This is a genomic window from Serinicoccus shuyuelongi, from assembly GCF_045032955.1.
Classification (GTDB): Bacteria; Actinomycetota; Actinomycetes; order Actinomycetales; family Dermatophilaceae; genus Ornithinicoccus.
Genome location: NZ_JBJFZU010000006.1, coordinates 35,666 through 58,680, shown reverse-complemented (window position 1 = coordinate 58,680; position 23,015 = coordinate 35,666). Strand labels below are relative to the sequence as shown.

Sequence of the window (23,015 nt, the reverse complement as noted above, 5' to 3'; positions counted from 1 at the left end):
GAGGAGAGGTTCAGGCTGGTCGGGCGCAGCGCACGTGGAAGGGCCCGACGCACTGCGCCGGGCCCTTCCACGTGCCGTCGCCGGGACGGCTCAGGTCCCTCTCGAACCGACCGCGCCGATCGGCCCGCCCCCCGCGTCGGCCGCGTCCGGCGTCCCGTCGGTCTGGATGGCGTCGTGGGCGGGCCCGATCGGCCCGGCAGAGCGGCCGCGCCGCCGTAGACGGCCCTCCAGCCACTCGGCGAAGGTCGTCACCAGCCAGTTGATGGTGATGAAGAGCACGGCCCCGACCAAGAGCGCCACGGTCATGTTCCCGTAGCGCGAGCCCATCTGCCTCGCCGCGTTCAGCAGCTCCGGATACAGGATGATGTAGCCCAGTGCGGTGTCCTTGAGGATCACGACGATCTGGCTCACCAAGGTCGGCAGCATGGACGTGAGCGCCTGAGGAACCAGGATGGCCCGCCGCACCTGCGCCGGCATCAGTCCGATGGAGAGGCCGCCCTCGCGTTGGCCGGCGGGGAGCGACCCGACACCGGATCGGATGACCTCGGCGATCACCGCCGAGTTGTAGAGGACCAGGCCGATGATCACCGCGACCAACGGCCGAGACCCGGCTTCCAAGCCCGTGTACCGCGTCAGGAAGGTCAAGGCGAAGATCATCATGATCAGCACCGGGACGGCGCGGAAGAACTCGATGAACAAAGTCGCCACCCAGCGCAGCGGCAGCAGCTCGGACATCCGCCCCATGGCTGCCACCAGGCCCAGGACGAAGGCGATGATGATCGAGAAGAAGGCGGCGACGACCGTAGCCCGGACCCCGGGGAGGACGTACTGCGTCCACGCCTCCGCGGTGAGCATCGGAGCCCACTGGCTCGCGGTGATCTGGTCCTGGTTCCACAGCACCAGGACGACGTAGCCGAGTCCGCCCAGCATGACGACAGCCGCGACGACCGAGAAGATCATGTGCCGCCGCAGGGCCTTGGGGCCGGGCACGTCGAAGAGGACGTTGCTGGAGCTCATCGCTTCACCGCCAGTCGCGAGGAGAGTGCACTGATGGCCATACCCATCGGGAGCGTGATGATGACGAAGCCGATGGCGATCAGCGCGAAGACGCTGAACAGCACATCAGGACGGAACTCGATCATCCTGCGCATCGCGAAGGCAGCCTGGCTGACGCCGATGGCTGTCGCCACGGTGGTGTTCTTGGTGAGCGCGATCAGGACGTTGCCCAGCGGTGTGATGGCGCCTCGGAATGCCTGAGGCAGGATGACGTGCCGCATGTTCTGTGCGAAAGTCAGGCCGATCGACCGGGCGGCCTCCGCCTGCCCCAGCGGGATGGTGTTGACACCACTGCGCAGCGCCTCGCACACGAAGGCTGCGTGGTAGACGGACAGGCCGAGGATCGCGAGGCGGACGTTGTTGTCGTCGATGTAGGTCGGGGACTCGCGGGAGGCCATGTTCACCCCGAGCTGGGTCCAGAGGATGAAGCTGCAGGCGACGATGATGAGGGTCAGCGGCGTGTTGCGGATCAGCGTCACGTAGGCGCTGCCCAGCATCCGCAGTGCCCGCACGGGGGACAGCCGCATGATGGCCACCACGGTGCCGATGAGCAACGACCACAGGGCCGACCAGAAGGCCAGCCACAGGGTCATCCTGAAGGCGCCGACGAGATCGAACCGCTCGATGAGTTCGAGCATGACCTCCCTTTCGGAGTGAGAGCGGCAGGTAGATCACCGGTGGCCGGCCGACGGTGAGCCACCGTCGGCCGGCCACCACGACGAGCAGGTGTCAGGCGCAGTGCCCACCGATCTCGGGCGGGTTCGCGTCGCTGGGGGTGTACCCCACGGCTCCGAAGTTGTCCTCGATGATCTGGTCCATCGTGCCGTCCTCGTAGAGCTCCTCGAGGGCGGTGTTGATCTCCTCGCACCGCTCGTCGTCCTGGTTCAGGCCGACGCCGTAGAGCTCCTCGCTGAACGGGGCGCCCACGACCTGGAACTGGCCCTCCCACTGGGACTGTGCGGCATACCCGGCGAGGATGACGTCGTCGGTGGTCAACGCGTCGACCTGGCCGCTGGAGAGGTTCTCGACGCACAGGGAGTAGGTGTCGAACTCCTGGATCTGGACGCCCGGGTACTCCTCGGCCACGCGCTCCGCCGGGGTCGACCCGGCGACCGAGCACAGGATCTTGCCCTCCAGGGTGTCGGGGCCGGTGATCTCGGTGTCGTCGGCGGCGACCAGGAGGTCCTGACCGGCGACGAAGTAGGGACCGGAGAACTGGACCCGCTCCTTGCGCTCGTCGGTGATCGAGTACGTGGCGAAGATCATGTCGACGCTCTCGTTGACCAGGAGGTCCTCCCGTTGCGGGGTGGGGGCCTCCTGCCAGGTGATGTCGTCCTCGCTGACACCCAGCTTGTCGGCGACGGCCTTGGCGACGTCGACGTCGAAGCCGGTCGGGTCGCTGCCCTCCATCAGGCCGAGACCCGGCTGGTCGTACTTGATGCCGACGGTGAGGCCTTCACCGTCACCGCTTCCGGCCTCACCGCCGCCGCCGTCGTCGTCGCCGCCACAGGCGGCGAGGGTGAAGGCCGCCGCGGAGGCGAGGGCGGCGATCCGGAAGGTGGTGGAACGCATGTGGTGCTCCTTGTGGTGGTGGTGGGGTACGGGATTCAGTGGGTCAGGATCTTGCCGAGGAAGTCCTGGGCACGGGCGGACTGGGGGTTGGTGAAGAACTCCTCGGGGGTGTTCTCCTCGACGATCGCGCCCTCGGACATGAAGACCACGCGGTCGGCGGCCTTGCGGGCGAAGCCCATCTCGTGGGTCACCACGATCATCGTCATCCCGCTCTTGGCGAGGCTGGTCATGACGTCGAGGACCTCGTTGATCATCTCGGGGTCCAGCGCCGAGGTGGGCTCGTCGAAGAGCATCACCGTGGGGTCCATCGCCAGCGACCGGGCGATCGCGACACGCTGCTGCTGACCACCGGAGAGCTGGGCCGGGTACTTCTCGGCCTGGTGGGCGACACCCACCCGCTCGAGCAGCTCCATCGCCCGCTTCTTCGCGGCGTCCGCCTTGACCTTGCGCACCTTGATCGGGCCCATGGTCACGTTCTCGAGGATGGTCTTGTGGCTGAAGAGGTTGAAGCTCTGGAACACCATGCCCACGTCGGCGCGCAGCTTCGCCAGGGCCTTGCCCTCGCTGGGGAGCTCGTCGCCGTGGATGGTGATGGTGCCGGACTCGTAGGCCTCGAGCCGGTTGATCGTCCGGCACAGCGTGGACTTGCCCGAGCCCGACGGGCCGATGACCACCACCACCTCGCGCTCGCGCACGGTGAGGTTGATGTCCTTGAGGACGTGCAGGTCCCCGAAGTGCTTGTTCACGTCCGAGAGCACGACGAGGGGTTCGCCCGGGCTGGTGTCCGCGGGCGGCAGGGGGGTGTCCGTCATGTGGGGCACAGTAGACGTGTTCAACCGCGCTGGTCAGCATCTTTGGGGTGTTGTCACCGCATTGTGACCTTTGTCCCACGCGTGGGCCAGGTGGGGCTTGAACCCACGACCGACGGATTATGAGTCCGCTGCTCTGACCGGCTGAGCTACTGGCCCCGACGCGGCAGTCTAGTGCGCGCCCCGCCGGCTCACTGGCGCAGGTAGGACTCGAGATGGTCGCGCTCGGCCTCCAGCGCGTCCAGGCGGGCCTTGACGACGTCCCCGATCGAGATGATCCCGGCCAGGGCGCCGTCCTGCAGCACCGGTAGGTGGCGGAAGCGGCCCTGGGTCATGGTCGTCGCCAGATGGGTGAGGTCGTCCTCCGGCGAGCAGGTCTGCACCGCCGTCGTCATGATCTGCGCCACGGTGGCCTCGTGGTCACGTCCGCCGCGAAGGTGGTGCACCACGTCACGCTCGGAGGCGATCCCCACGACCGCGTCGCCGTCGAGCACCACCACGGCCCCGATCCGGTTGTCGTCGAGCGTCTCCAGCAGCTCGGTGACCGTGGCGGTCGCCGGGAGGGTCAGCACGCAGCTGCCCTTCTTCTTGATCAGGTCCGCGACGCGCATGCCGCGAAACTAGCACGCGGCATGACGTCGCGTCAGGGATCGACCACCCGGTATGCCGAACGCCCCCTCCGGTGACGGAGGGGGCGTTCGCGACGTCGGTGTCGGTCGTCGGATCAGCCGAAGCGGCCGTACCAGACGTTGGAGGACAGGATCGGGCCGTAGCGCACGCCCGTGCTGGGGTTCAGCGCCTCGTAGGTCATGCCGTTGCCGGCGTAGATGCCCACGTGGTGCCAGTCGTTGTAGATGACCAGGTCGCCCGGCTGCGGGTTGGACACCGGGGTGACGGCACCGCGCTGACCGGCGACCGACTTCGGCACCGAGATGCCGGCCTGGTTGTAGACCCACCAGGTGAAGCCGGAGCAGTCGAAGCTGTTCGGGGGAGTGCCGTAGAGCTGGTAGGGGGAACCCACGTAGGACGCGGCGACACCGAGGACGCCGCCACCGGAGGGGGCGGGCTCCGCGGCCTGCTCGGGCTCGGGCTCCGGTGCCGGCTCCGGGGCGGGCTCGGCGGCTGCCTGCTGCACCTCGGCCTGCGCCGGGGCGGAGACCTCCTGGGTCACCGGCGCGGCCGCGACCTCCTCCACCGGGGCCTCGGCCTCGGCGACCGGCTCCTGCTCCACCGGCTCGGCGACCGGCTCCTGCACCACCGGCTCCTCCACCACGGGCGTGTGCCCGGCGAAGCCGGCGTCGGCGAGCACGGTCTGCACCGGCTCGGCGTCCTCGGGGGCGGTGCGGGCCTGCGAGCGGTTCGCGGCACCCTGCTCGCGCAGCTCGTCGAGCGAGCCGCTGCGCAGGCTGGCCAGGGCCGCGGCCCCGTCGCTCGCGCTGTCGGGGCGGTCGTCGTCGGCCAGGGCGCCGGAGACGTCACCGGTCATCGAGCGGGCGGCGGAGCTGCCCTCCGGGCCGGTGAACGCGACTGCTCCTGCAGTGGCCACGGTGCCGGCGACGAGGCCGCCGACGACCAGTGCGGCGACACCCTGGCGACTCGTGGAGCCGGTCGCGTTGTGCTTGGCGTGAAGCTTCATGCAATACCTCCGGGGCCGGGACGGCTCGCGTCTGTGAGCGGAGTGCGAGGCGGAGCCGGATGCACCCTGGGGACTCGGTCAGGGGCTCACCACTGCCACGGGAAGGCAGGGGACGTGGTGAGTGCCATGTACGAAGATAACGAAAAGGTCACGAAAAAGCCAAGCCGAGGTCAAGGTTCGGTGTGGCGCGGGCCAAGAGTGACCCCTGAGAAACGAATCATCTCCTGTGGCACTTGCTCATTGCGTGGCGGGGGAGCACAATGTGACGCAGCACCAGCAGGCATACCCGAACTGTGCGTGGTCGAGGTCGTTGGGGAAGACGTCCCTCACCACACAGGAGGCCAGGATGTCCGCTGTCATGCCCCGAGTCATGACTCGTGGGGTGGTGTTCATCCACTCCACCCCTACCGCGTTGTGCCCGCACATCGCCTGGGCCCTGGAGGGGGTCCTGGACACGCGTGTGTCGCTCGACTGGATCAGCCAGCCGGCCGAGACCGGCGCCATGCGTACAGAGTTCGCCTGGACCGGTGAGGCCGGGACCGGCGCCACCATCGCCAGCGCCATGCGCGGCTGGGACGGCCTGCGGTACGAGGTCGTCGAGGAAGCCAGCCGCGGGAGCGACGGTGCACGGTGGACGCACACCCCGGAGCTGGGTCTGCACACCGCACGGCTGTCGGCAAACGGCGACGTCGTGGTGAACGAGGACCGGATCCGGCACATCGTGGAGTCCGCGGAGGGTTCTGCCGTGACCATCGCCGCCGAGGTGGACCGCGCGCTGGGCACCGCCTGGGACTCCGAGCTCGAGGTCTACCGGCACGCCGGTGAGGGCGCTCCGGTCACCTGGCTGCACAAGGTCGGCTAGCCGACCGCCTGCCGGACCCGCTCGTGCACCGCGAGCATGTGGTCTGCCGAGCGCGGCCAGCTGAAGTCCTCCGCGGTGCGTCTGGCCCGCTCGTGCGCGCCCGGGCGCTCCAGCAGCTCCTGGACGCCGTCGCCGAACGCCGCGGGCGTGGAGGGCTTGATCACCCCGCCGTCCCCGACGACCTCGTGCAGCGCCCCCTCGTCGCAGCACACCACGGGTATTCCGCAGGCCAGGATCTCCAGCGCCGCCAGCCCGAAGGTCTCCAGCGGCCCTGGTGAGATCGCCAGGTGCGCGGTGCCCATCTCGGCCGCCAGCTCCCGGCGGTCGGTGATGTAGGAGTGGAAGACGACCGGCAGGTTCTCGGCGCGTCGGACCAGTTCGCCCAGCATCGGTCCGGTGCCGAAGACGGTGAGCTGCACGTCGACTCCACGACGCACCAGCTCGCGCACCGTCTCCACCGACAGCGCCGGGTTCTTCTCGGGGGACAACCGGCTGCAGTGCACCAGCCGCAGCGGCTCACCCGGACCGGGCGGCCGGCGCGCGGACGGGTCCGTGACGGGGGAGAAGACCTCGAGGTCGACGCCGAGCGGGACCACCTCGGCGGCCAGCCCGTTGCGGTGGAACTCCTCGGCCGCGAACTCGCTGGGGCAGACGATCGCGTCGTAGTCGTGCGCGCTGAGCCGGTTGACCACGTCCGCGGCCCAGTGCGCGGGTCGGTCCGGCACGGGGGTGCGACGGACCATGATGCCGGTCATGTTCTCGTGGCTGATCATCACCGAGCCGATCCCGCGGCGCCGGGCCCACCTCCCCATCCACCGGGTGGTGGCGCGGTCGGACACCTCGAGGGCGTCGGGCGCGATGGCGTCCATCAGCCTCGACATCGAGGCACGTCCCCAGATCAGCGAGTAGCCCTTGCCCGGGATCGGGGTCGCCGGCACCCGGTAGACGTGGCCCTGCTCCTCCTCGGTGATCTCCTGGCCGGGGCCGGGGATGATCAGCGAGGCCCGGTGCCCCTGCTCCTGGTAGTGCTGGCCCCAGTGCCGCAGTGCGGTCTTGATGCCCCCGGAGGTCGGGCTGACGAAGTTGGCGACACGGAGGATGTGCATGTACGCGCGGTGCGCCCGCTCAGGAGACGCTGGTGAAGGTGAGGGCCACGTTGACGCCGCCGAAGCCGAACGCGTTGTTCAGCGCGGCGATGTCGCCCTCGGGCAGGCTGCGGGTGCCGCCGGTCACCACGTCCAGGTCGATCTCCGGGTCCTGGTGCGACAGGTTGATGGTGGCCGGCACCTGACGGTGGTGCACCGACAGCACGGTGAGCACGGCCTCCAGCGCGCCGGCGGCCCCCAGCAGGTGACCGGTCATCGACTTCGTCGCGGTGACCGCCAGGTTGCCGGTGTGCTCGCCGAAGGCCCGGTGGATGGCCTTGGTCTCGGCCACGTCACCGACCGGCGTGGAGGTGGCGTGCGCGTTGACGTGCACGACGTCGCGCATCGACAGGCCGGCGTCGGAGACGGCCTCCTCCATCGCGCGGGCGGCCCCGGCACCACCGGGCTCGCCGGCGGTGATGTGGTAGGCGTCCGAGGACATACCGACCCCGGACAGCTCGGCGTAGATGGTGGCGCCCCGGGCCCGGGCGTGCTCCTCGGACTCCAGGACCATGACCGCCGCGCCCTCGCCCATGACGAAGCCGTTGCGGTCCACGTCGTAGGGGCGCGAGGCGCCCTGCGGGTCGTCGTTGCGGGTGGACAGCGCGGTCATCGCGGCGAAGGCGGCCACGGTGACCGGGTGGATGGCGGCCTCGGTGCCGCCGGCCACCATCACGTCGGCCCGTCCGGACCGGATCATCGACAACGCCATCCCCATCCCCTCGGCCCCGGAGGCGCAGGCGCTCACCGGGCAGTGCGCACCGGCGCGGGCGCTCAGGTCCAGCGAGACGGCGGCGGCGGGGCCGTTCGGCATCAGCATCGGGACGGTGAGCGGGAAGACCCGGCGGGGGCCCTTCTCCTTGAGGTTCTCCCACTGGTCCAGGAGGGTCCAGACGCCACCGATGCCGGAGCCGATGGCCACCCCGAGCCGCTCGGGGGCGACCTCGGGGGAGCCGGCGTCGGCCCAGGCCTCGCGGGCGGCGATCAGCGCGTACTGCCCCGAGGGGTCGTTGCGCCGGACCTCCACCCGGCTCAGCACCTCGGCGGGGTGGGTGTGGATCTGGCCGGCGAAGGTCACCGGGAGCTGGTGCTCGGCCACCCAGTCCTGGGGCAGCGTGCGCACGCCGGAGCGGCCGGCGAGGATCGCCTCCCAGGTCTGCGGGGCGGTGCCACCGACGGGGGTGGTGGCACCCAGCCCGGTGACGACGACGCGGCGCGGGGTCTGGGCGGTGCTGGCGGTCATGTTCGCGGCCTCCTGGCGCAGGGGTGGGGTTCGGGTATGCCCGGGGACGGGCCCCCGGACCGGCGCGGCCTCGCGGCGCGCGCCGGACCGGATCGGGTCAGCCCTGGTTGCTGGCGATGTAGGACACCGCGTCCCGGACGTGGGTGAGGTTCTTCACCTCGTCGTCGGGGATCCGGACGCCGAACTTGTCCTCGGCGTTCACGACGATCGTCATCATCGACAGCGAGTCGATGTCCAGGTCCTCGGTGAAGGACTTGTCCATCTCGACCTCGGAGGCCTCCAGGCCGGTCTCCTCGTTGACGATCTCTGCCAGACCCGTGAGGATCTCCTGCTCGCTCAGTGCCATCTCGTGCTCTCCTTCGGTATGCGGTTGGGCGTGACCCGGAATCTACCTGCCCGCCGGGCCGCGGGAGCTGGGTGTGTGCCCTGTCAGGGCATGACGACGACCTGGGCGGCGTAGACCAGGCCCGCGCCGAAGCCGATCTGCAGCGCCAGGCCGCCGTGCGGGGCCTCGCCCTCGTCGAGCATCCGGCTCATCGCCAGCGGGACGCTGGCGGCCGAGGTGTTGCCGGTCTCGGCGATGTCCCGGGCGACCGGCACGTGCTCCGGCAGGTCCAGCGCCTTGACCATGGCATCGGTGATGCGCATGTTGGCCTGGTGCGGCACGAAGGCCCCGAGGTCCGCCGATGTGATGCCCGCAGCCTCCATCGCCCGCTTGGCGACGGGGGCCATCGAGAAGACGGCCCACCGGAACACGGTCTGGCCCTGCATCACGAAGGACGGCCAGGAGATGGCCTCGGTGCGGCCCGGCTCCTCCATCGCGGGGCGCAGGTCGGTCCAGGCCTCCCGCTGGGTGATCGCGTCGTACTTGTCACCGAGGCTGCCCCAGACGGTCGGGCCGATGCCCGGGGTGTCGGACACCCCCACCACCGCTGCTCCCGCCCCGTCACCGAAGATGAACGCCGACCCCCGGTCGTGCTTGTCGGTGAAGTCCGAGAGCTTCTCGACGCCGACGACCAGCACGTGGTCGGCGGTGCCGGCCCGGACCATGTCGTTGGCCAGGCTGATCGCGTAGCAGTAGCCGGCGCAGGCGGCCGAGATGTCGATGGCCGCCGGGTCGGTGATGCCCAGCCGGACCGCGAGGGAGGGCGCCGCGGCGGGCGTCTGGTAGGGGTGGCTGACCGTCGCGACGAGGATCGCGTCGATCTGCCCGGCCTCCAGGCCCGCCCGGTCCAGGGCCTGCCGGGAGGCGGCCTCGGCCATGTCGATGACGGACTCGTCCTCGCGGGCGAACCGCCGGGTGACGATCCCGGACCGCTGCTGGATCCACTCGTCGCTGGAGTCGATGTAGCGGCAGATCTCCTCGTTGGTGACCACCCGCTCGGGGCGGTAGCCGCCCAGGCCCAGGATCCTGGCGTGGCGCAGCGTGGTCGGGGCCGCGAGGGTGGGGCTGGTGCTCACAGCAGGTCCTCCTGGAGGGGGTGCGGGTGGGGACGCGGTGCGTGCCCGGTCACGGGGTGCCGTGCTCGGCGATCATCCGGCGCGCGGCCTCGAGGTCGTCCGGGGTCTTCAGGGCCAGCGTCTCGACCCCGCGCAGGCCTCGCCGGGCCAGACCGACCAGCGTACCGGCCGGGGGGATCTCGATCAGCCCGGTCACCCCCAGGTCGGCCAGCTGCTGCATCACCAGGTCCCACCGGACCGGCCCCGAGACCTGGGCCACCAGGCGGCGCAGCACCTCGGTCCCCCGGGGGACCGCACGGCCGTCGGCGTTGGAGAGCAGCGGCAGCGCGGGCTCCCCGGGGGTGAGGTCGGCGACGTGCGCGGCGAGCAGGTCCACGGCCGGGGCCATGTGGTGGGTGTGGAAGGCGCCGGCCACGGCCAGCGCGACGACCCGGGCCCGGGCCGGCGGGTCCTGCGCCAGCGACTCCAGCTGCTCCAGGGTGCCGGCGGCGACCACCTGGCCGCCGCCGTTGATGTTGGCCGCGGTGAGCCCGTGGCGCTCCAGGGCGGTCGCGACGTCGTCGGGGTCGCCGCCGAGGACGGCGGACATCCCGGTGGGGGCGGCGGCGGACGCCTGAGCCATGCCGCGGCCACGCTCGCGCACGAAGACCACCGCCTGCTCGGGGGTGAGCACGCCGGCGATCGCGGCGGCGGTCACCTCACCGACCGAGTGGCCGGTGGTGGCGCCCACGTGGTCGGTGACCGCGGCCCCGTCCAGCAGCGTCGGCAGGATCGCCAGACCGGCTCCCACGATGAGCGGCTGCGCGACGGCGGTGTCGGTGATGGTCGCGGCGTCGGAGGTGGTCCCGTGCGCCACCAGGTCCAGCTCGGCGGCCTCCGAGAGCACTTCGAGCCGGCGGCGGGTGTCCGGTTCCTCCAGCCAGGGGGAGAGGAAACCGGGGGTCTGGGAGCCCTGTCCGGGCGCGACGATGGCAAGCACGACGTCCACTCTGCCTCTGAGGGGCGTCCCGAGCCGTCAGCGTTCCGCACGACATCCGAGGGCATTTTTTGGAGGGTTCCTCCAAAGAACGGTCAGCGGGTCCCGCGCCAGGTCCGGCTCCCGCTCATCCGACCCAGCGCCAGGGCGACCTGCAGCACCCACGCGTCCCTGGCCGTGTGCGGGTCCAGCCCCACCGTCTCGCCGACCCGGCGCAGGCGGTAGCGCACCGTGTTCGGGTGCAGGAAGAGCAGCCGCGCGGTGGCCTCCAGCACCCTGCCGTGGTCCAGGTAGGCCTGCGCCGTCTCCAGCAGCGCGGGATGCTGCTCGTGCAGCGGGGTGTAGACCCGGTCCACGAGCGCCCGTCGGGCGGGGGCCTCACCCAGCAGCGCCCGCTCGGCCAGCAGCTCGTCGGCGGCGACCGGACGCGGGGCCCCGGTCCAGGCGAGGGCGGCGTCCACCCCGGAGAGCGCGGCGCGGGCGCTGCGCCCGGCGGCGAAGAGGTGGGGCACCCGGGGGCCCACGACCACCGGGCCGGGACCGAAGGCCGGCACCAGGGACGCGGCGTCGGTCAACGGGTCGGTGGTGCCGCCCAGCACGCAGACCAGACGGGGACCCTGGGCGGCGACGAGTGACGGGTGGCCGCCCCGGCGGGCCGCCTCGCGCAGCGCCCCGGGTGCGCGGCCGGGGTTGCCTTCCGGCACCGTCCCGGCCACCACGGCCACCCCGTTGACGTCCTCCCAGCCCAGCTCAGCGGCCCGGGACGCGAGGGTGTCGTTGGCCTCCCCGCGCACCACCGCGTGCACCACCAGGGACTCCAGCCGCGCGTCCCAGCCGCCCCGCTGCTCCGCCGCCCGGGCATACACGTCGGCCGCCGCGAAGGCGATGTCCCGGGAGTAGCGCAGCACCGCCTCCCGCAGCGCCACCACCTCCGCCTCCGGCACCAGCTCAGGGACCGCGTCCTCGACGGTCGCGATCGCCGTCCGGGTCAGGTCCAGGGTCTGCCGGAGGGTGATGGTGGCGGCCAGGCTGCGCGGCGCGGCCGCGAACATCCTCCCCGGCGGGGGACCGGGTGGGGCACCGTCGGCATACCAGGTCAGCAGGGCGGTGATGCCCGCCTGGGCCACCAGCGACACCCAGGAGCGGTCGGCCGCGCTGAGCGCGCGGAACCAGTCGTGCTCGCGCGCCATCCGACGGGTCGCCGTCGTCGCCAACCCGCCGGCACGCCGGGTCAGCCCCTCGTGCCGACCGGGCACGGGCTGGGTCGGGGACACGCCCGCGAGCCTACTGGGACCCCTTCGGCACGGTGGCCAGGATGAGGGGTATGCCCGACCCCCGCCCCCTCGTCATCGCCCACCGCGGCGCCAGCGGCTACCTGCCGGAGCACACGCTGGCCGCCTACGAGCTCGCGGCCCGGCAGGGGGCCGACTACCTGGAGCCGGACGTGGTCGCCACCCGGGACGGGGTGCTGGTCGCCCGGCACGAGAACGAGATCTCCGGCACCACCGACATCGCCGACCGTCCCCGGTTCGCCGACCGGCGCACCACCAAGGTGGTCGACGGCCGCGAGGTCACCGGGTGGTTCACCGAGGACCTCACGCTGGAGGAGCTGCGCACGCTGCGGGCCCGGGAGCGGCTGCCGCACCTGCGCGGCACCGACCGGGACGGCGAGCACCCGGTGGCGACCCTCGCCGAGATCGTCGACCTGCGCGGGCGGCTGTCCGCGGAGCTGGGACGCGAGATCGGTCTCTACATCGAGACCAAGCACCCGACCTACTTCGCAGGCCTCGGGCTGGCGCTGGAGGAGCCGCTGCTCGCCGAGCTGGACCGGGCCGGGCTCGAGGGACCCGGGGCCCCGGTCTTCCTGCAGTGCTTCGAGCTGACCAACCTGCGCCGGATGCGGCACCGGCTGGGCTCGGGGCTACGTCAGGTGTTCCTGGCCTCGGCGCCGGACCGGGTGCCCTACGACCTGGTCGTGGCCGGCACCCCCACCAGCTACCGGGAGCTGCTCGGTGACGAGGGGATGGCCAGGCTGGCCGGGGACGTGGACGGCATCGGCCCGGCCCGGGAGATGGTGGTTCCACGCACCCCCGAGGGGGCGCTGGGCCGGCCGACGAGGCTCGTCGAGCGAGCGCACCGGGCCGGCCTGGTGGTGCACCCGTGGACGCTGCGGGCGGAGAACCACTTCCTGCCGCCGGCCCTGCACGGCCCCGGCGGCGAGTCCGCGCACGGGGACCTGGCCGCGGAGGCCACGGCATACCTCGAGGCCGGGGTGGACGGCTTCTTCACCGACCACCCCGACCTCGGGGTCAGCGCCCGCGACCGCTGGGCGGCTGCGGGCAGCTAGCCCTCAGGCGTCGCCGCCGGCGACGCCCGAGCGACCGGCGTTGACGTCGAGCAGGCTGTACTTCTCGGCGGCGTCGCGCGCCACCTGCGGGTCCAGCTCGCCGCGGTCGGCCAGCATCTGCAGGGCCTTGACCGCCATCGACGGTCCGTCGATGTGGAAGAACCGTCGGGCGGCCGCGCGGGTGTCGGCGAAACCGAAACCGTCCGCTCCGAGCGCGTGGTAGTCCTCCGGGACCCAGGGGGCGATCTGGTCCTGGACGGCGCGCATGTAGTCGCTGGTCGCCACGATCGGACCCTGGCCCTCGGACAGGCGCCGGGTCACGTAGGGGACCCGCCGCTCCTGCTCGGGGTGCAGGAAGGCGTCCTCGTCGCAGGCCATCGCCTCGCGGCGCAGCTCGGACCAGGAGGTCACCGACCACACGTCGGCGCTGACCCCCCAGTCGTCACGCAGCAGCTGCTGGGCCTCCAGGGCCCACGGCACACCCACGCCGGACGCGAGCAGCCGCACGTGCTTGCCCTCCTGCTGCGCCTCATCGGTCGAGATGCGGTGCATCCCGGCGAGGATCCCCTCGACGTCCACGTCCTCCGGCTCGGCCGGCTGCTGCATCGGCTCGTTGTAGACCGTGACGTAGTAGATGACGTCTTCGGGGTTCTCGCCGTACATCCGGTCCAGGCCGGTCGGCAGGATGTGCGCGAGCTCGTAGGCGTAGGCCGGGTCGTAGGAGACGACCGCCGGGTTGGTGGACGCCAGCAGCGGCGAGTGTCCGTCCGCGTGCTGCAGGCCCTCGCCGGTCAGCGTGGTGCGGCCCGCAGTGGCACCGATCATGAAGCCGCGCGCCAGCTGGTCCGCCGCCGCCCAGATGCCGTCGCCGGTGCGCTGGAAGCCGAACATCGAGTAGAAGATGTAGAACGGCACCATCGGCACGTCGTGCGTGTCGTAGGACGTGCCTGCCGCGGTGAACGCCGCCACCGACCCGGCCTCGTTGATCCCGACGTGCAGGATCTGGCCCTGCTCGGACTCCTTGTAGGCCAGCATGAGATCGGCGTCGACGGAGGTGTAGTTCTGACCGTGGACGTTGTAGATCTTCGCCGTCGGGAAGAAGCTGTCCATCCCGAAGGTGCGGGCTTCGTCGGGGATGATCGGCACCAGGTGCTTGCCGAACTCCTTGTCCCGCATCCACTCCTTGAAGATCCGGACCAGCGCCATGGTGGTCGCCACCATCTGCTTGCCGGAGCCCTTCTTGGCGACGTCGTAGATCTTCTCCTCGGGCAGCTTCAACGTCGTCGTGGACGGCTCACGCTTGGGCAGGTAGCCGCCCAGCGTCGTGCGCCGGTCCCGCAGGTAGCGGATCGCCTCGTCGTCGGCGCCCGGGTGGTAGTACGGCGGACGGTACGGGTCGGCCTCGAGCTGCTCGTCGGTGACCGGGATCTTCAGGCTGTCCCGGAACGCCTTGAGGTCGTCCAGGCTGAGCTTCTTCATCTGGTGCGTCGCGTTGCGGCCGGCGAAGCCGGTGCCCAGGGAGTAGCCCTTGATCGTGTGCGCCAGGATGACCGTCGGCTGACCGGTGTGGTTCATCGCGGCCTGGTAGGCGGCGTAGACCTTGCGGTAGTCGTGCCCGCCGCGCTTGAGCCGCCACCAGATGTCCTCGTCGGACCAGTCCTTGACGAGCTCCTTGGTGCGCGGGTCGCGCCCGAAGAAGTGGTCGCGGATCCAGGCCCCGTCGTTGGCGCGGAAGGTCTGGAAGTCGCCGTCCGGGGTGGTGTTGAAGAGGTTGACCAGGGCACCCGAGGCGTCCTGGGCGATGAGGTCGTCCCAGCCGCGGCCCCACAGCACCTTGATGACGTTCCAGCCGGCGCCGCGGAAGAAGCTCTCCAGCTCCTGGACGATCTTGCCGTTGCCGCGTACCGGGCCGTCCAGGCGCTGCAGGTTGCAGTTGACGACGAAGGTCAGGTTGTCGAGCTCGTCGTTGGCGGCGACCTGGAGCAGTCCGCGGGACTCCGGCTCGTCCATCTCGCCGTCCCCGAGGAAGGCCCAGACGTGCTGCTGGCTGGTGTCCTTCAGGCCACGGTTGTGCAGGTACTTGTTGAAGGTGGCCTGGTAGATGGCGTTCATCGGACCCAGACCCATCGACACGGTCGGGAACTGCCAGAACTCGGGCATCGACCGGGGGTGCGGGTAAGAGGGCACGGTCTGCACGTCGTCGCGCAGGCCCTTGCTCTTCTCCTGCCGGAAGCCGTCCAGGTCCGCCTCGTTCAGGCGGCCCTCGAGGTAGGCGCGGGCGTAGATGCCGGGGGAGGCGTGGCCCTGGAAGAAGACCTGGTCGCCACCACCCTCGTGGTCGCGGCCGCGCCAGAAGTGGTTGAAGCCGACCTCGGTGAGGGTGGCCTGCGAGGCATACGTCGAGATGTGTCCGCCGACCGAGATGTCCGGGTGCTGGGCCCGGTGCACCATCACAGCCGCGTTCCAGCGGATCCAGGCGCGGTAGCGACGCTCCATGTCCTCGTCGCCGGGGAACCACGCCTCCTGCTCCGGGGTGATGGTGTTCAGGTAGTCGGTCGTGGTGAGCGAGGGGATGCCCACCTGCGAGTCCCGGGCCCGCTCCAGCATCCGGAGCATCAGGTAGCGAGCACGGTCGCGTCCCCCGCTCTCGATCGCCGAGTCGAGGGAGTCCAACCACTCCTGCGTCTCCTCCGGGTCCGTGTCCGGGACCTGGGTGGGGAGACCGTTCAGGATGGGGCCGGTGGGGCGCTCCTGGGCCATCGGGTATGTCCTTCCTTCGAGACTGACTCACTCAGTCTGTCACGTCCCTGACGTGGGGTCCCCCCTGGTCCGCAGCGGGGGTGCCTTTACGTCACCGGTCGCTTTCTGCTTGTCTTGACCCACCATGGACGCGTTGAACAGCAGGACGGAGCACATGACGACGACGGCGGACGCCGACCCTGACGAGGCCGCGATCGGGTTGGTGCGCAAGCTCGGCCTCCGCGAGGGCCAGATCGTGGTCGAGTACGGCTACGACGAGGACGTCGAGGAGAGCGTGCGCGGTGTCGCCGCGCACGTCGTCGGCAGCCCCCTCGAGGACGAGGCCTACGACGGTGTCGTCGACGTGGTGCTCCTCTGGTGGCGCGACGGCGAGGGGGACCTCACCGACGAGCTGATGGACGCCCTCACCACGCTGGAGGAGGGGGGCTGCATCGTGCTGATGACCCCGGGGGCCGGGCGCGACGACCGGGTGCCCGCGGCAGACGTGCAGGACGCCTGCACCACCTGCTCGATGACCGCCTCCGGCGCGGTCGCGATGGGGGCCTGGATCGGTCAGCGCCTGGTGGGGCGCAAGTGAGCGCGACCCGCGCGGGGGCATACCCCGAGGTCGGGACGTCGGCCCCCGACTTCAGCCTGCCGGACCAGAGCGGGCGCCGGACGACGCTGTCCTCGGCGGTCGCGGACCGGCACGCGCTGCTCGTCTTCTACCCGTTCGCGTTCTCGTCGATCTGCACCGGCGAGCTGCTCGAGATCCAGCTGAACGTGGACGAGTTCGTCAACGACCGGGTGCAGGTCTACGGCATCTCCTGCGACCCCACGCACGCGCTGCGCGCCTGGGCCGCGGGGGAGGGCTACCGCTTCCCGCTGCTGTCCGACTTCTGGCCGCACGGCGAGGTGGCCCGCTCCTACGGGGTCTTCGACGAGGACTCCGGTATGTCGGTCCGCGGCACCTTCCTGGTGGCCCCGGACATGACCGTGCGCTGGAGCCTGGTGAACGGACCGGGCGAGGCGCGGGAGATCGGTGCGCTGCACGAGGCGGTCCGCGACCTGTAAGAATGTCCGCCGTTGGGGCCTGTAGCTCAGTTGGTAGAGCGCCGCGTTTACACCGCGTAGGTCGTCGGTTCGAGCCCGGCCGGGCCCACGTGAGCGAGAGCAGAAGTCCCGGTGTCCGTCTCGCGGACGTGGTGGCCGTCCTCGAGGACCTCTACCCGACCTCGACCGCGCAGTCCTGGGACCGGGTCGGGCTCGCCGCCGGTGACCCCGAGCAGACCGTCCGGCACGTCCTGCTCGCCGTCGACCCCACCCTGGACGTGGTGGCGGAGGCGGTGCGAGTGGGTGCCGACCTCGTCGTCACCCACCACCCGCTGCTGCTGCGCGGGATCCACTCGGTGGCGACCACCAGCGCCAAGGGCGCCACCATCACCGACCTGCTGGTCAACGACGTGGCGCTCTACTGCGCGCACACCAATGCCGACGTGGCGGACCCCGGGGTCGGCCAGGCGCTCGCCGCCGCCTGCGGGCTGACCGCGACGGCGGCGCTGTCGATCAGCGAGGACCAGGAGCTGGGCAGGGTCGGAGAGCTGACCGAACCCGTCCCGCTGCACCGGCTCGCCCAGCGCCTCGCCGAAGCGCTGCCCCCCTCCGCCGGCGGGGTGCGGGTCAGCGGTGACCCCGACGCGGCGGTGCGGCGGGTGGCCGTGCTCGGCGGCGCCGGTGACGGGGCCTTCGCGGCCGTCCGCCGGAGCCGGGCCGACGTCTACGTCACCGCCGACCTGCGCCACCACCCGGCGCTGGAGGCCCGGGAGGAGGCCCGGGCGGGCCTGCGCTCGGGGGGTGACGGCACGCCCTACCTGATCGATGCCGGGCACTGGGCCAGCGAGTGGCTCTGGCTGCCGGGGCTGCGCGAGCTGCTGCTCGCGCGCCTCGACGTCACCGTCGAGCTCTCCACCGTGCGCACCGACCCCTGGGACTTCGTCGTGGGGTGCGAGGATCGCAGCGAGCCCCACCCCGATCCCGTCGAAGGAGACTGATGTGAAGGCCTCGCCCGAGATGCAGGCACGCCTGCTGGAGCTGCAGGAGCTGGACACCCTCCTGGCCCAGCTGCAGCACCGCCTGACCACCCTGCCCGAGCACACCGACATCACCCGGATGGAGGCGCAGCAGCCCGACCTGGAGGCCGCGCACGTCCGGGCCAGCACCGAGGTGAGCGACCTGGAGCGCGAGGTGGCCCGGGCCGAGGCCGCCGTGCAGCAGGTCCGGGACCGCGCCGCACGTGACCAGGAACGCCTGGACGCCGGGGTCGGCACCTCCAAGTCGCTGCAGGGGCTGCAGCACGAGCTGGCGTCGTTGGCCCGCCGCCAGGGCGTGCTCGAGGACGAGGAGCTGGAGGTGATGGAGCGCTCCGAGGAGGCGCAGCGGCGACTGGCCGAGGCCGCCGCGGCCCGCGACGAGCACGCCGCGACGCTGGCGCAGCTGCGCGCCGCGCGGGACGAGAAGGCGGCGTCCGTCACCGCCGAGCGCGACCAGGTGGCGGCCGGCCGCGAGGCGATCGTCGCAGACGTCTCCGAGGAGCTGCTGGCGCTCTACGAGCGCCTGCGCGCCCAGACCGGGGCCGGCGCCGCGCCGCTGCAGCAGCGCCGCTGCGGGGGCTGCCGCCTCGACCTCAACGCGGTGGACCTGTCCCGCCTGCGCAAGGCGCCCGAGGACGAGGTGCTGCGCTGCGAGGAGTGCGGCCGGATCCTGGTGCGCACGGAGGAGTCCGGTCTGTGACCGCCCGTCGTCTGGTCGTGGAGGCCGACGGCGGGTCGCGCGGCAACCCCGGCGTCGCCGGCTACGGCGCCCTGGTCCGTGACGCCGACGGGCGGTTGCTGGCCGAGCGGGCGGCGCCGCTGGGCAAGGCCTCCAACAACGTCGCCGAGTACACCGGGCTGATCGAGGGGTTACGGGCGGTGCTCGACCTCGACCTCGCCGAGGGTGCCCAGGTCGACGTGCGCCTCGACTCCAAGCTGGTCGTCGAGCAGATGGCCGGCCGGTGGAAGATCAAGCACGAGGACATGCGGCGGCTCGCGCTGCAGGCCCGCCACCTGGTCGACGACATCCGCGCGGCCGGTGGGGCGGTGGGCTTCACCTGGATCCCCCGGGCACAGAACGCGGACGCGGACGCGCTGTCCAACGACGGGATGGACGGGCATACCGTCCGGCGCGACCACCTGAGCACCGACCGGGCCGGGGCCGACGACGGCAACGCCACCGCCATCACCAGCGGCACCGGGCCCACCGCAGCGGCCCCGGCCCCGGCCCCGGTCGCTGACGATGCGCCCGGCACCCTGTTCGGCGACGGACGGGCCCCGCTGGCCGACGTGCTGGTCTCGGACGAGACCGTCCCGACCCTGCACGGGCAGACCCGGCTGGTGCTCGTCCGGCACGGGGTCACCGCGTTCACCGAGCAGCACCGGATGGACGGTCGCGGCGGCGCCGACCCCGAGCTGACCGCGACCGGGACCGAGCAGGCCCGCGCCGCGGCCACCGCCGTGCGCGAGCTGCTGGGACGCTCGGACCCCGGCCCGGTGAGCGTGCTGTCCTCCTCGCTGCAGCGGGCCCGGCAGACCGGACGGCTCATCGCCGACGCCCTCGGGGTGGACCTCGAGGAGGACCCGGACTGGGACGAGCAGGGGTTCGGCGACTGGGACGGGCGCGCGGTGCCGGTGCTCGCCGCGCGGTATGCGGCCGACCTCGCACTGCTCCGGTCCGACGCGGACTACGCGCGCCCGGGCGGGGAGTCCCGGAACGCGCTCGACGCGCGAGTGGGCGAGGCGCTGGCGCGCGCCGTGGCGCGCGGCGGCACCGTCGTCGTGGCCACCCACCGGATCCCGTTGATGTCGGTGCTGGCGCGGTTGCTGGACATCCCGCACGACCGGGCCTGGAGCATCGCGACGGCACCCGCGTCCCTGACCGCGGTGGAGATCTGGCCGGACGGTGGCGCGCAGCTGGCCTTCGTCAACGACACCCACCACCTGGTGCCGGGCACCGGCTGAGGCACCGGGCGGCTCAGGCCGGCTGCACGTCCAGCACCCAGGGACGTCCGGGGCGTCCCGGTGGGTGCAGGTCCACCGAGAAGCGCCCCGCGAGCAGCTCCGGCAGCCCCTCCGGACGCCGCGGGTCCTCCGTCCGTCGGCACAGCTCGCGGGCCACCAGGCCCCGGGTGTGCTTGGCCATGTGGGTCGCGCCCGGGACCCGGACCTGGACCCAGCGCTGCGCCAGGCTGCCGGACGGGGTCCAGGCGGCGGCATACGTGCTGGAGCGGCAGTCGACCACCAGGCCGCGGCCGGCGGCCGCGCTGAGCACCGGCTCCAGGTGCGGTCGCCAGAAGGCGGCGAGCGGCCCGGTGCCGGGCAGGTTGACCGCCATCGACAGCCGGTAGGGGGCGAGCCGGTCGCTCATCCGCACCGCGCCGTAGAGGGCGGAGACCACCCGCAGCCGGGCGCTCGCACGCCGGGAGGAGCCGGCGTCCAGACTGGCCAGGTCGAGGGCGTCGTAGAGCACCCCGGTGTAGAGCTCGCGGGCGGTGAGCGTGGGCGCGCTCATCAGCCGGGTGTTGCGCGCCACCTCCTCGACGAGGCCGGGGCTGACCCCCAGGGTCCGGAACGCCTGCTCGTCGGTGCCGACCTCCACCAGGGCCTGCGCCACCCGTGCCCGGGCGTCGGTGAGCTCGGGGGCGGACAGCGTGTCCCACCGCAGCGCGCTCCCGCGGTGGCGGACCGCCTTGGCCTCGGAGGGTGGGAGCAGGATCAGCACCGCGCCAGGGTAGGCCACCCGTCGGGGCCGCACCGTAGGGTGTCAGCCATGGTGCAGCGTGCGACGATCCTGGCCAGCGACCCCTCGGCGTCCAGGACCGGTCAGCTGCTGACCGAGGCCTTCGCCCGGATCCGGACCGAGAACGAGGTGCGGGAGGTCTTCCCGGACGCGGTGCTCGCCGAGGTCGATGAGCAGCTGCGCCGGCCGGACCTGCCCGAGCGGGACGAGACGGCCGTCGAGCTCGTCACCATCGACCCGCCCGGGTCGATGGACCTGGACCAGGCGATGCACATCGAGCGCGACGGCGAAGGTTTCCGGGTCCGCTACGCCATCGCCGACGTCCCCGCCTTCCTGCTCGAAGGGGGCGCCCTGGACGCCGAGACCCGGCTGCGCGGGCAGACCATCTACTGCCCCGACACCAGGGTCCCGCTGCACCCGCCGCGGCTCAGCGAGGAGGCGGCCAGCCTGCTGCCCGACCAGGTGCGCCCGGCCTACGTCTGGGACATCCGGCTCACCGCCACCGGGAAACGGGACACCGCCGACCTCTACCGCGCGATGGTGCGGTCGCGCCGTCGCTACGACTACCAGGAGGTGCAGGACGCGGTCGACGCCGGCACCGCCGAGGAGACGCTGATGCTGCTCCGGGAGGTCGGTGAGCTCCGCATCCGACGCGAGGTCGAGCGCGGGGGCGCGAGCCTGCCGATGCCCGAGCAGGAGGTGGGCCGTGACGACGAGGGCGGGGAGTACCGGTTGTCGCTACGCCCGCAGCTGGCGGCCGAGGACTGGAACGCGCAGGTGTCCCTGCTGGCCGGGATGGTGGCCGGACAGATCATGCTGGACGGAGGGCTGGGGATCCTGCGCACCATGCCCGAGCCCGACGACGGGGCCGTGCACCGGTTCCGACGCGAGGTGCGCGCGCTGGGTTCGGAGTGGCCGGCGGGTATGCCCTACGGCGAGTTCCTGCGCACGCTGGACCGCTCGGACCCGTCCCACCTGGCCGTCGTCAGCGCGGCCACCGCCCTCTTCCGCGGCGCCGGCTACACCGCCTTCGACGGCGAGCTGCCCGCCCCGCAGGACCGGCTGCAGGCCGCGATCGCAGCCCCGTACGCGCACGTCACGGCCCCGCTGCGCCGGCTGGTGGACCGCTTCGGACTGGCGGTGTGCGAGGCGCTGACGGCCGGTCGGGAGGTGCCGTCCTGGGCACGTGAGGCGCTGGCCGGCCTGCCCGAGGTGATGGCCGGCACGGACCGCCGGGCCCGTGCCGTCGACCGGGCCTGCATCGCCGCGGTCGAGGCCGCGGTGCTGGCCGACCGGGTGGGGGAGGACCTGGAGGCGGTCGTGGTGGAGGCGGTCTCCGGGGGCCGGGTCGCCGTGCAGCTGCGTGAGCCACCGGTCAGCGACGTCGCCGAGGGCGAAGCCGAGCCGGGGTCGGTGGTGCTGGTCCGGGTGGAGCGGGTCGACGTGGGCGCCGCCGAGGTCGACCTGCGGGTGGTCGGACCTGCGGAGGAGTCATGACCGGCGCCGCGGTCGACGGGGTGCGGGTGGTCGCCACCGACTGCGACGGGACCCTGCTACGCACCGACGGGACGATCTCGGCATACACCCGGGACGTGCTGGCCCGGTGCGCGGACCAAGGCCTGCCCGTGGTGCTGGTCACCGCCCGGCCGCCCCGTTGGATGGACGAGCTCGCGGACCTGGGGGTGAGCGGTCTGGCGCTCTGCGGGAACGGTGCGTTCACCTACGACCTGGACCGGCGCGAGGTGGTGGCGCACCGGCTGATGGCCCGCGAGCTGGTCGCCGAGCTGCTGGCCGACCTGCGCCGCGAGCTGCCCGGGGTCACGCTGGCGACCGAGTCGCTGCGCGGCTTCTCCCGCGAGCCCGGCTTCGAGCGGGCCTCGGGACGCAGCGACGGGGAGTGGCTGGTGGGACCGGTCGAGGAGCTCGCCGCTGAGCCGGCCGGGAAGATCCTGGTCCGGCACACGGACTGGGGGACCGAGGAGATCAGTGCCCGGCTGGCGGCCGTCGTCGGCGACCGGGCGGAGACCTCGCACTCGGGGGCGGTGCAGCTGGGGGAGGTCACCGCCAAGGGGGTGACCAAGGCGGTCGCGCTCGCGCACTGGTGCGAGCAGCAGGACCGGCCGGTGGCCGCCGGCGAGGTGTGGGCCTTCGGCGACATGCCCAACGACCTGCCGATGCTGGGCTGGGCGGGTCGGGCGCACGCCGTCGCGAACGCCCACGCGCAGGTGCTGGCGGTGGCTGACGAAGTGGTCGCCAGCAACGACGACGACGGCGTCGCACGGACCGTGGACCGGCTGCTGGGGCACCGGCCGGCATGAGACGCCCGGCGCTGCCGA

General features: G+C 72.2%; 23 protein-coding genes and 2 tRNA genes. 10 read left to right on the top strand and 15 right to left on the bottom strand.

The genetic code is table 11. The features are described from left to right. Positions 1–90: 90 nt before the first annotated feature. The 7 genes from ACI3EY_RS09405 to ACI3EY_RS09375 form a co-directional block, all read right to left on the bottom strand. Entirely contained in the window at positions 91–1,017 is a 927-nt protein-coding gene (locus tag ACI3EY_RS09405) for an amino acid ABC transporter permease (RefSeq protein ID WP_405040242.1), read from the bottom strand. After that, entirely contained in the window at positions 1,014–1,694 is a 681-nt protein-coding gene (locus ACI3EY_RS09400; RefSeq protein WP_405037618.1) for an amino acid ABC transporter permease, read from the bottom strand. The genes ACI3EY_RS09405 and ACI3EY_RS09400 overlap by 4 nt, the downstream gene beginning before the upstream one ends. A 91-nt stretch (positions 1,695–1,785) precedes the next feature. Continuing rightward, positions 1,786–2,628, bottom strand: a complete 843-nt coding sequence (locus ACI3EY_RS09395) for a glutamate ABC transporter substrate-binding protein (protein WP_405040241.1) — start codon at positions 2,626–2,628, stop codon at positions 1,786–1,788. A gap of 35 nt (positions 2,629–2,663) precedes the next feature. After that, positions 2,664–3,440: an amino acid ABC transporter ATP-binding protein gene (locus ACI3EY_RS09390; protein ID WP_405040240.1), complete on the bottom strand. Its 777-nt coding sequence runs from the start codon at positions 3,438–3,440 to the stop codon at positions 2,664–2,666. 82 nt (positions 3,441–3,522) lie between these two features. Continuing rightward, positions 3,523–3,596: transfer RNA gene (locus ACI3EY_RS09385), tRNA-Ile, on the bottom strand. 32 nt (positions 3,597–3,628) lie between these two features. Next, positions 3,629–4,048 (bottom strand): CBS domain-containing protein, encoded by a 420-nt coding sequence (locus ACI3EY_RS09380; protein ID WP_405040239.1) that lies wholly within the window; start codon positions 4,046–4,048, stop codon positions 3,629–3,631. A gap of 113 nt (positions 4,049–4,161) precedes the next feature. Further along, on the bottom strand, positions 4,162–5,073 hold the full coding sequence (locus ACI3EY_RS09375) for a C40 family peptidase (protein ID WP_405040238.1): 912 nt from the start codon (positions 5,071–5,073) through the stop codon (positions 4,162–4,164). Between the two features lie 358 nt (positions 5,074–5,431). Here ACI3EY_RS09375 and ACI3EY_RS09370 point away from each other — a divergent pair, with 358 nt between their 5' ends. After that, positions 5,432–5,935, top strand: a complete 504-nt coding sequence (locus ACI3EY_RS09370) for a DUF3145 domain-containing protein (RefSeq protein WP_405037628.1) — start codon at positions 5,432–5,434, stop codon at positions 5,933–5,935. Here the strand turns inward: ACI3EY_RS09370 and ACI3EY_RS09365 are convergent. The 6 genes from ACI3EY_RS09365 to ACI3EY_RS09340 all read right to left on the bottom strand — a co-directional run bounded on the left by ACI3EY_RS09365 (position 5,932) and on the right by ACI3EY_RS09340 (position 12,034). Continuing rightward, the gene (locus tag ACI3EY_RS09365; RefSeq protein WP_405040237.1) at positions 5,932–7,041 is read right to left on the bottom strand and encodes a glycosyltransferase; all 1,110 of its coding nucleotides are present in this window, start codon (positions 7,039–7,041) and stop codon (positions 5,932–5,934) included. The genes ACI3EY_RS09370 and ACI3EY_RS09365 overlap by 4 nt on opposite strands. A gap of 19 nt (positions 7,042–7,060) precedes the next feature. Beyond that, positions 7,061–8,323, bottom strand: a complete 1,263-nt coding sequence (gene fabF, locus ACI3EY_RS09360) for a beta-ketoacyl-ACP synthase II (protein ID WP_405040236.1) — start codon at positions 8,321–8,323, stop codon at positions 7,061–7,063. Between the two features lie 97 nt (positions 8,324–8,420). Then, positions 8,421–8,669 carry an acyl carrier protein gene (locus ACI3EY_RS09355; RefSeq protein ID WP_405037631.1) on the bottom strand — a complete coding sequence of 83 codons (249 nt, stop codon included), beginning with the start codon at positions 8,667–8,669 and terminating at the stop codon, positions 8,421–8,423. A gap of 83 nt (positions 8,670–8,752) precedes the next feature. Beyond that, positions 8,753–9,784: a beta-ketoacyl-ACP synthase III gene (locus ACI3EY_RS09350; RefSeq protein ID WP_405040235.1), complete on the bottom strand. Its 1,032-nt coding sequence runs from the start codon at positions 9,782–9,784 to the stop codon at positions 8,753–8,755. A 49-nt stretch (positions 9,785–9,833) separates the two neighbouring features. Further along, on the bottom strand, positions 9,834–10,763 hold the full coding sequence (locus ACI3EY_RS09345) for an ACP S-malonyltransferase (RefSeq protein ID WP_405040234.1): 930 nt from the start codon (positions 10,761–10,763) through the stop codon (positions 9,834–9,836). A gap of 92 nt (positions 10,764–10,855) precedes the next feature. Next, positions 10,856–12,034, bottom strand: coding sequence for a PucR family transcriptional regulator (locus ACI3EY_RS09340; protein ID WP_405040233.1), 1,179 nt, complete (start codon positions 12,032–12,034; stop codon positions 10,856–10,858). A 50-nt stretch (positions 12,035–12,084) separates the two neighbouring features. Between ACI3EY_RS09340 and ACI3EY_RS09335 the strand changes: the two genes are divergently transcribed. Next, entirely contained in the window at positions 12,085–13,107 is a 1,023-nt protein-coding gene (locus tag ACI3EY_RS09335) for a glycerophosphodiester phosphodiesterase family protein (RefSeq protein ID WP_405040232.1), read from the top strand. A gap of 3 nt (positions 13,108–13,110) precedes the next feature. Here the strand turns inward: ACI3EY_RS09335 and aceE are convergent, their stop codons facing one another. Next, positions 13,111–15,867, bottom strand: a complete 2,757-nt coding sequence (gene aceE, locus ACI3EY_RS09330) for a pyruvate dehydrogenase (acetyl-transferring), homodimeric type (RefSeq protein WP_405037636.1) — start codon at positions 15,865–15,867, stop codon at positions 13,111–13,113. Positions 15,868–16,000: 133 nt separating this feature from the next. Here aceE and ACI3EY_RS09325 point away from each other — a divergent pair, with 133 nt between their 5' ends. From ACI3EY_RS09325 to ACI3EY_RS09300, 6 genes are all read left to right on the top strand, one after another. Next, on the top strand, positions 16,001–16,444 hold the full coding sequence (locus ACI3EY_RS09325) for a DUF3052 domain-containing protein (protein ID WP_405037637.1): 444 nt from the start codon (positions 16,001–16,003) through the stop codon (positions 16,442–16,444). Then, on the top strand, positions 16,441–16,920 hold the full coding sequence (locus ACI3EY_RS09320) for a peroxiredoxin (protein WP_405037638.1): 480 nt from the start codon (positions 16,441–16,443) through the stop codon (positions 16,918–16,920). Before ACI3EY_RS09325 ends, ACI3EY_RS09320 begins: the two co-directional genes overlap by 4 nt. 15 nt (positions 16,921–16,935) lie before the next feature. Then, positions 16,936–17,008, top strand: a tRNA-Val gene (locus ACI3EY_RS09315). A gap of 1 nt (position 17,009) precedes the next feature. Beyond that, positions 17,010–17,897, top strand: coding sequence for a Nif3-like dinuclear metal center hexameric protein (locus ACI3EY_RS09310; RefSeq protein ID WP_405040231.1), 888 nt, complete (start codon positions 17,010–17,012; stop codon positions 17,895–17,897). A gap of 1 nt (position 17,898) precedes the next feature. After that, positions 17,899–18,636 (top strand): zinc ribbon domain-containing protein, encoded by a 738-nt coding sequence (locus ACI3EY_RS09305; RefSeq protein WP_405037646.1) that lies wholly within the window; start codon positions 17,899–17,901, stop codon positions 18,634–18,636. Next, positions 18,633–19,901 carry a bifunctional RNase H/acid phosphatase gene (locus tag ACI3EY_RS09300; RefSeq protein ID WP_405040230.1) on the top strand — a complete coding sequence of 423 codons (1,269 nt, stop codon included), beginning with the start codon at positions 18,633–18,635 and terminating at the stop codon, positions 19,899–19,901. The genes ACI3EY_RS09305 and ACI3EY_RS09300 overlap by 4 nt, the downstream gene beginning before the upstream one ends. Before the next feature lie 13 nt (positions 19,902–19,914). On the opposite strand, the gene ACI3EY_RS09295 is transcribed toward ACI3EY_RS09300, so the two are convergent. Further along, positions 19,915–20,661 carry a YaaA family protein gene (locus ACI3EY_RS09295; RefSeq protein ID WP_405040229.1) on the bottom strand — a complete coding sequence of 249 codons (747 nt, stop codon included), beginning with the start codon at positions 20,659–20,661 and terminating at the stop codon, positions 19,915–19,917. Positions 20,662–20,709: 48 nt separating this feature from the next. Between ACI3EY_RS09295 and ACI3EY_RS09290 the strand changes: the two genes are divergently transcribed. Together ACI3EY_RS09290 and ACI3EY_RS09285 are read left to right on the top strand one after the other, a co-directional pair. Then, a complete protein-coding gene (locus ACI3EY_RS09290) occupies positions 20,710–22,176 on the top strand; it encodes an RNB domain-containing ribonuclease (RefSeq protein ID WP_405040228.1) in 1,467 nt (488 codons plus the stop codon). Beyond that, positions 22,173–22,997: an HAD family hydrolase gene (locus ACI3EY_RS09285; protein WP_405037650.1), complete on the top strand. Its 825-nt coding sequence runs from the start codon at positions 22,173–22,175 to the stop codon at positions 22,995–22,997. Before ACI3EY_RS09290 ends, ACI3EY_RS09285 begins: the two co-directional genes overlap by 4 nt. Positions 22,998–23,015 lie beyond the last annotated feature (18 nt).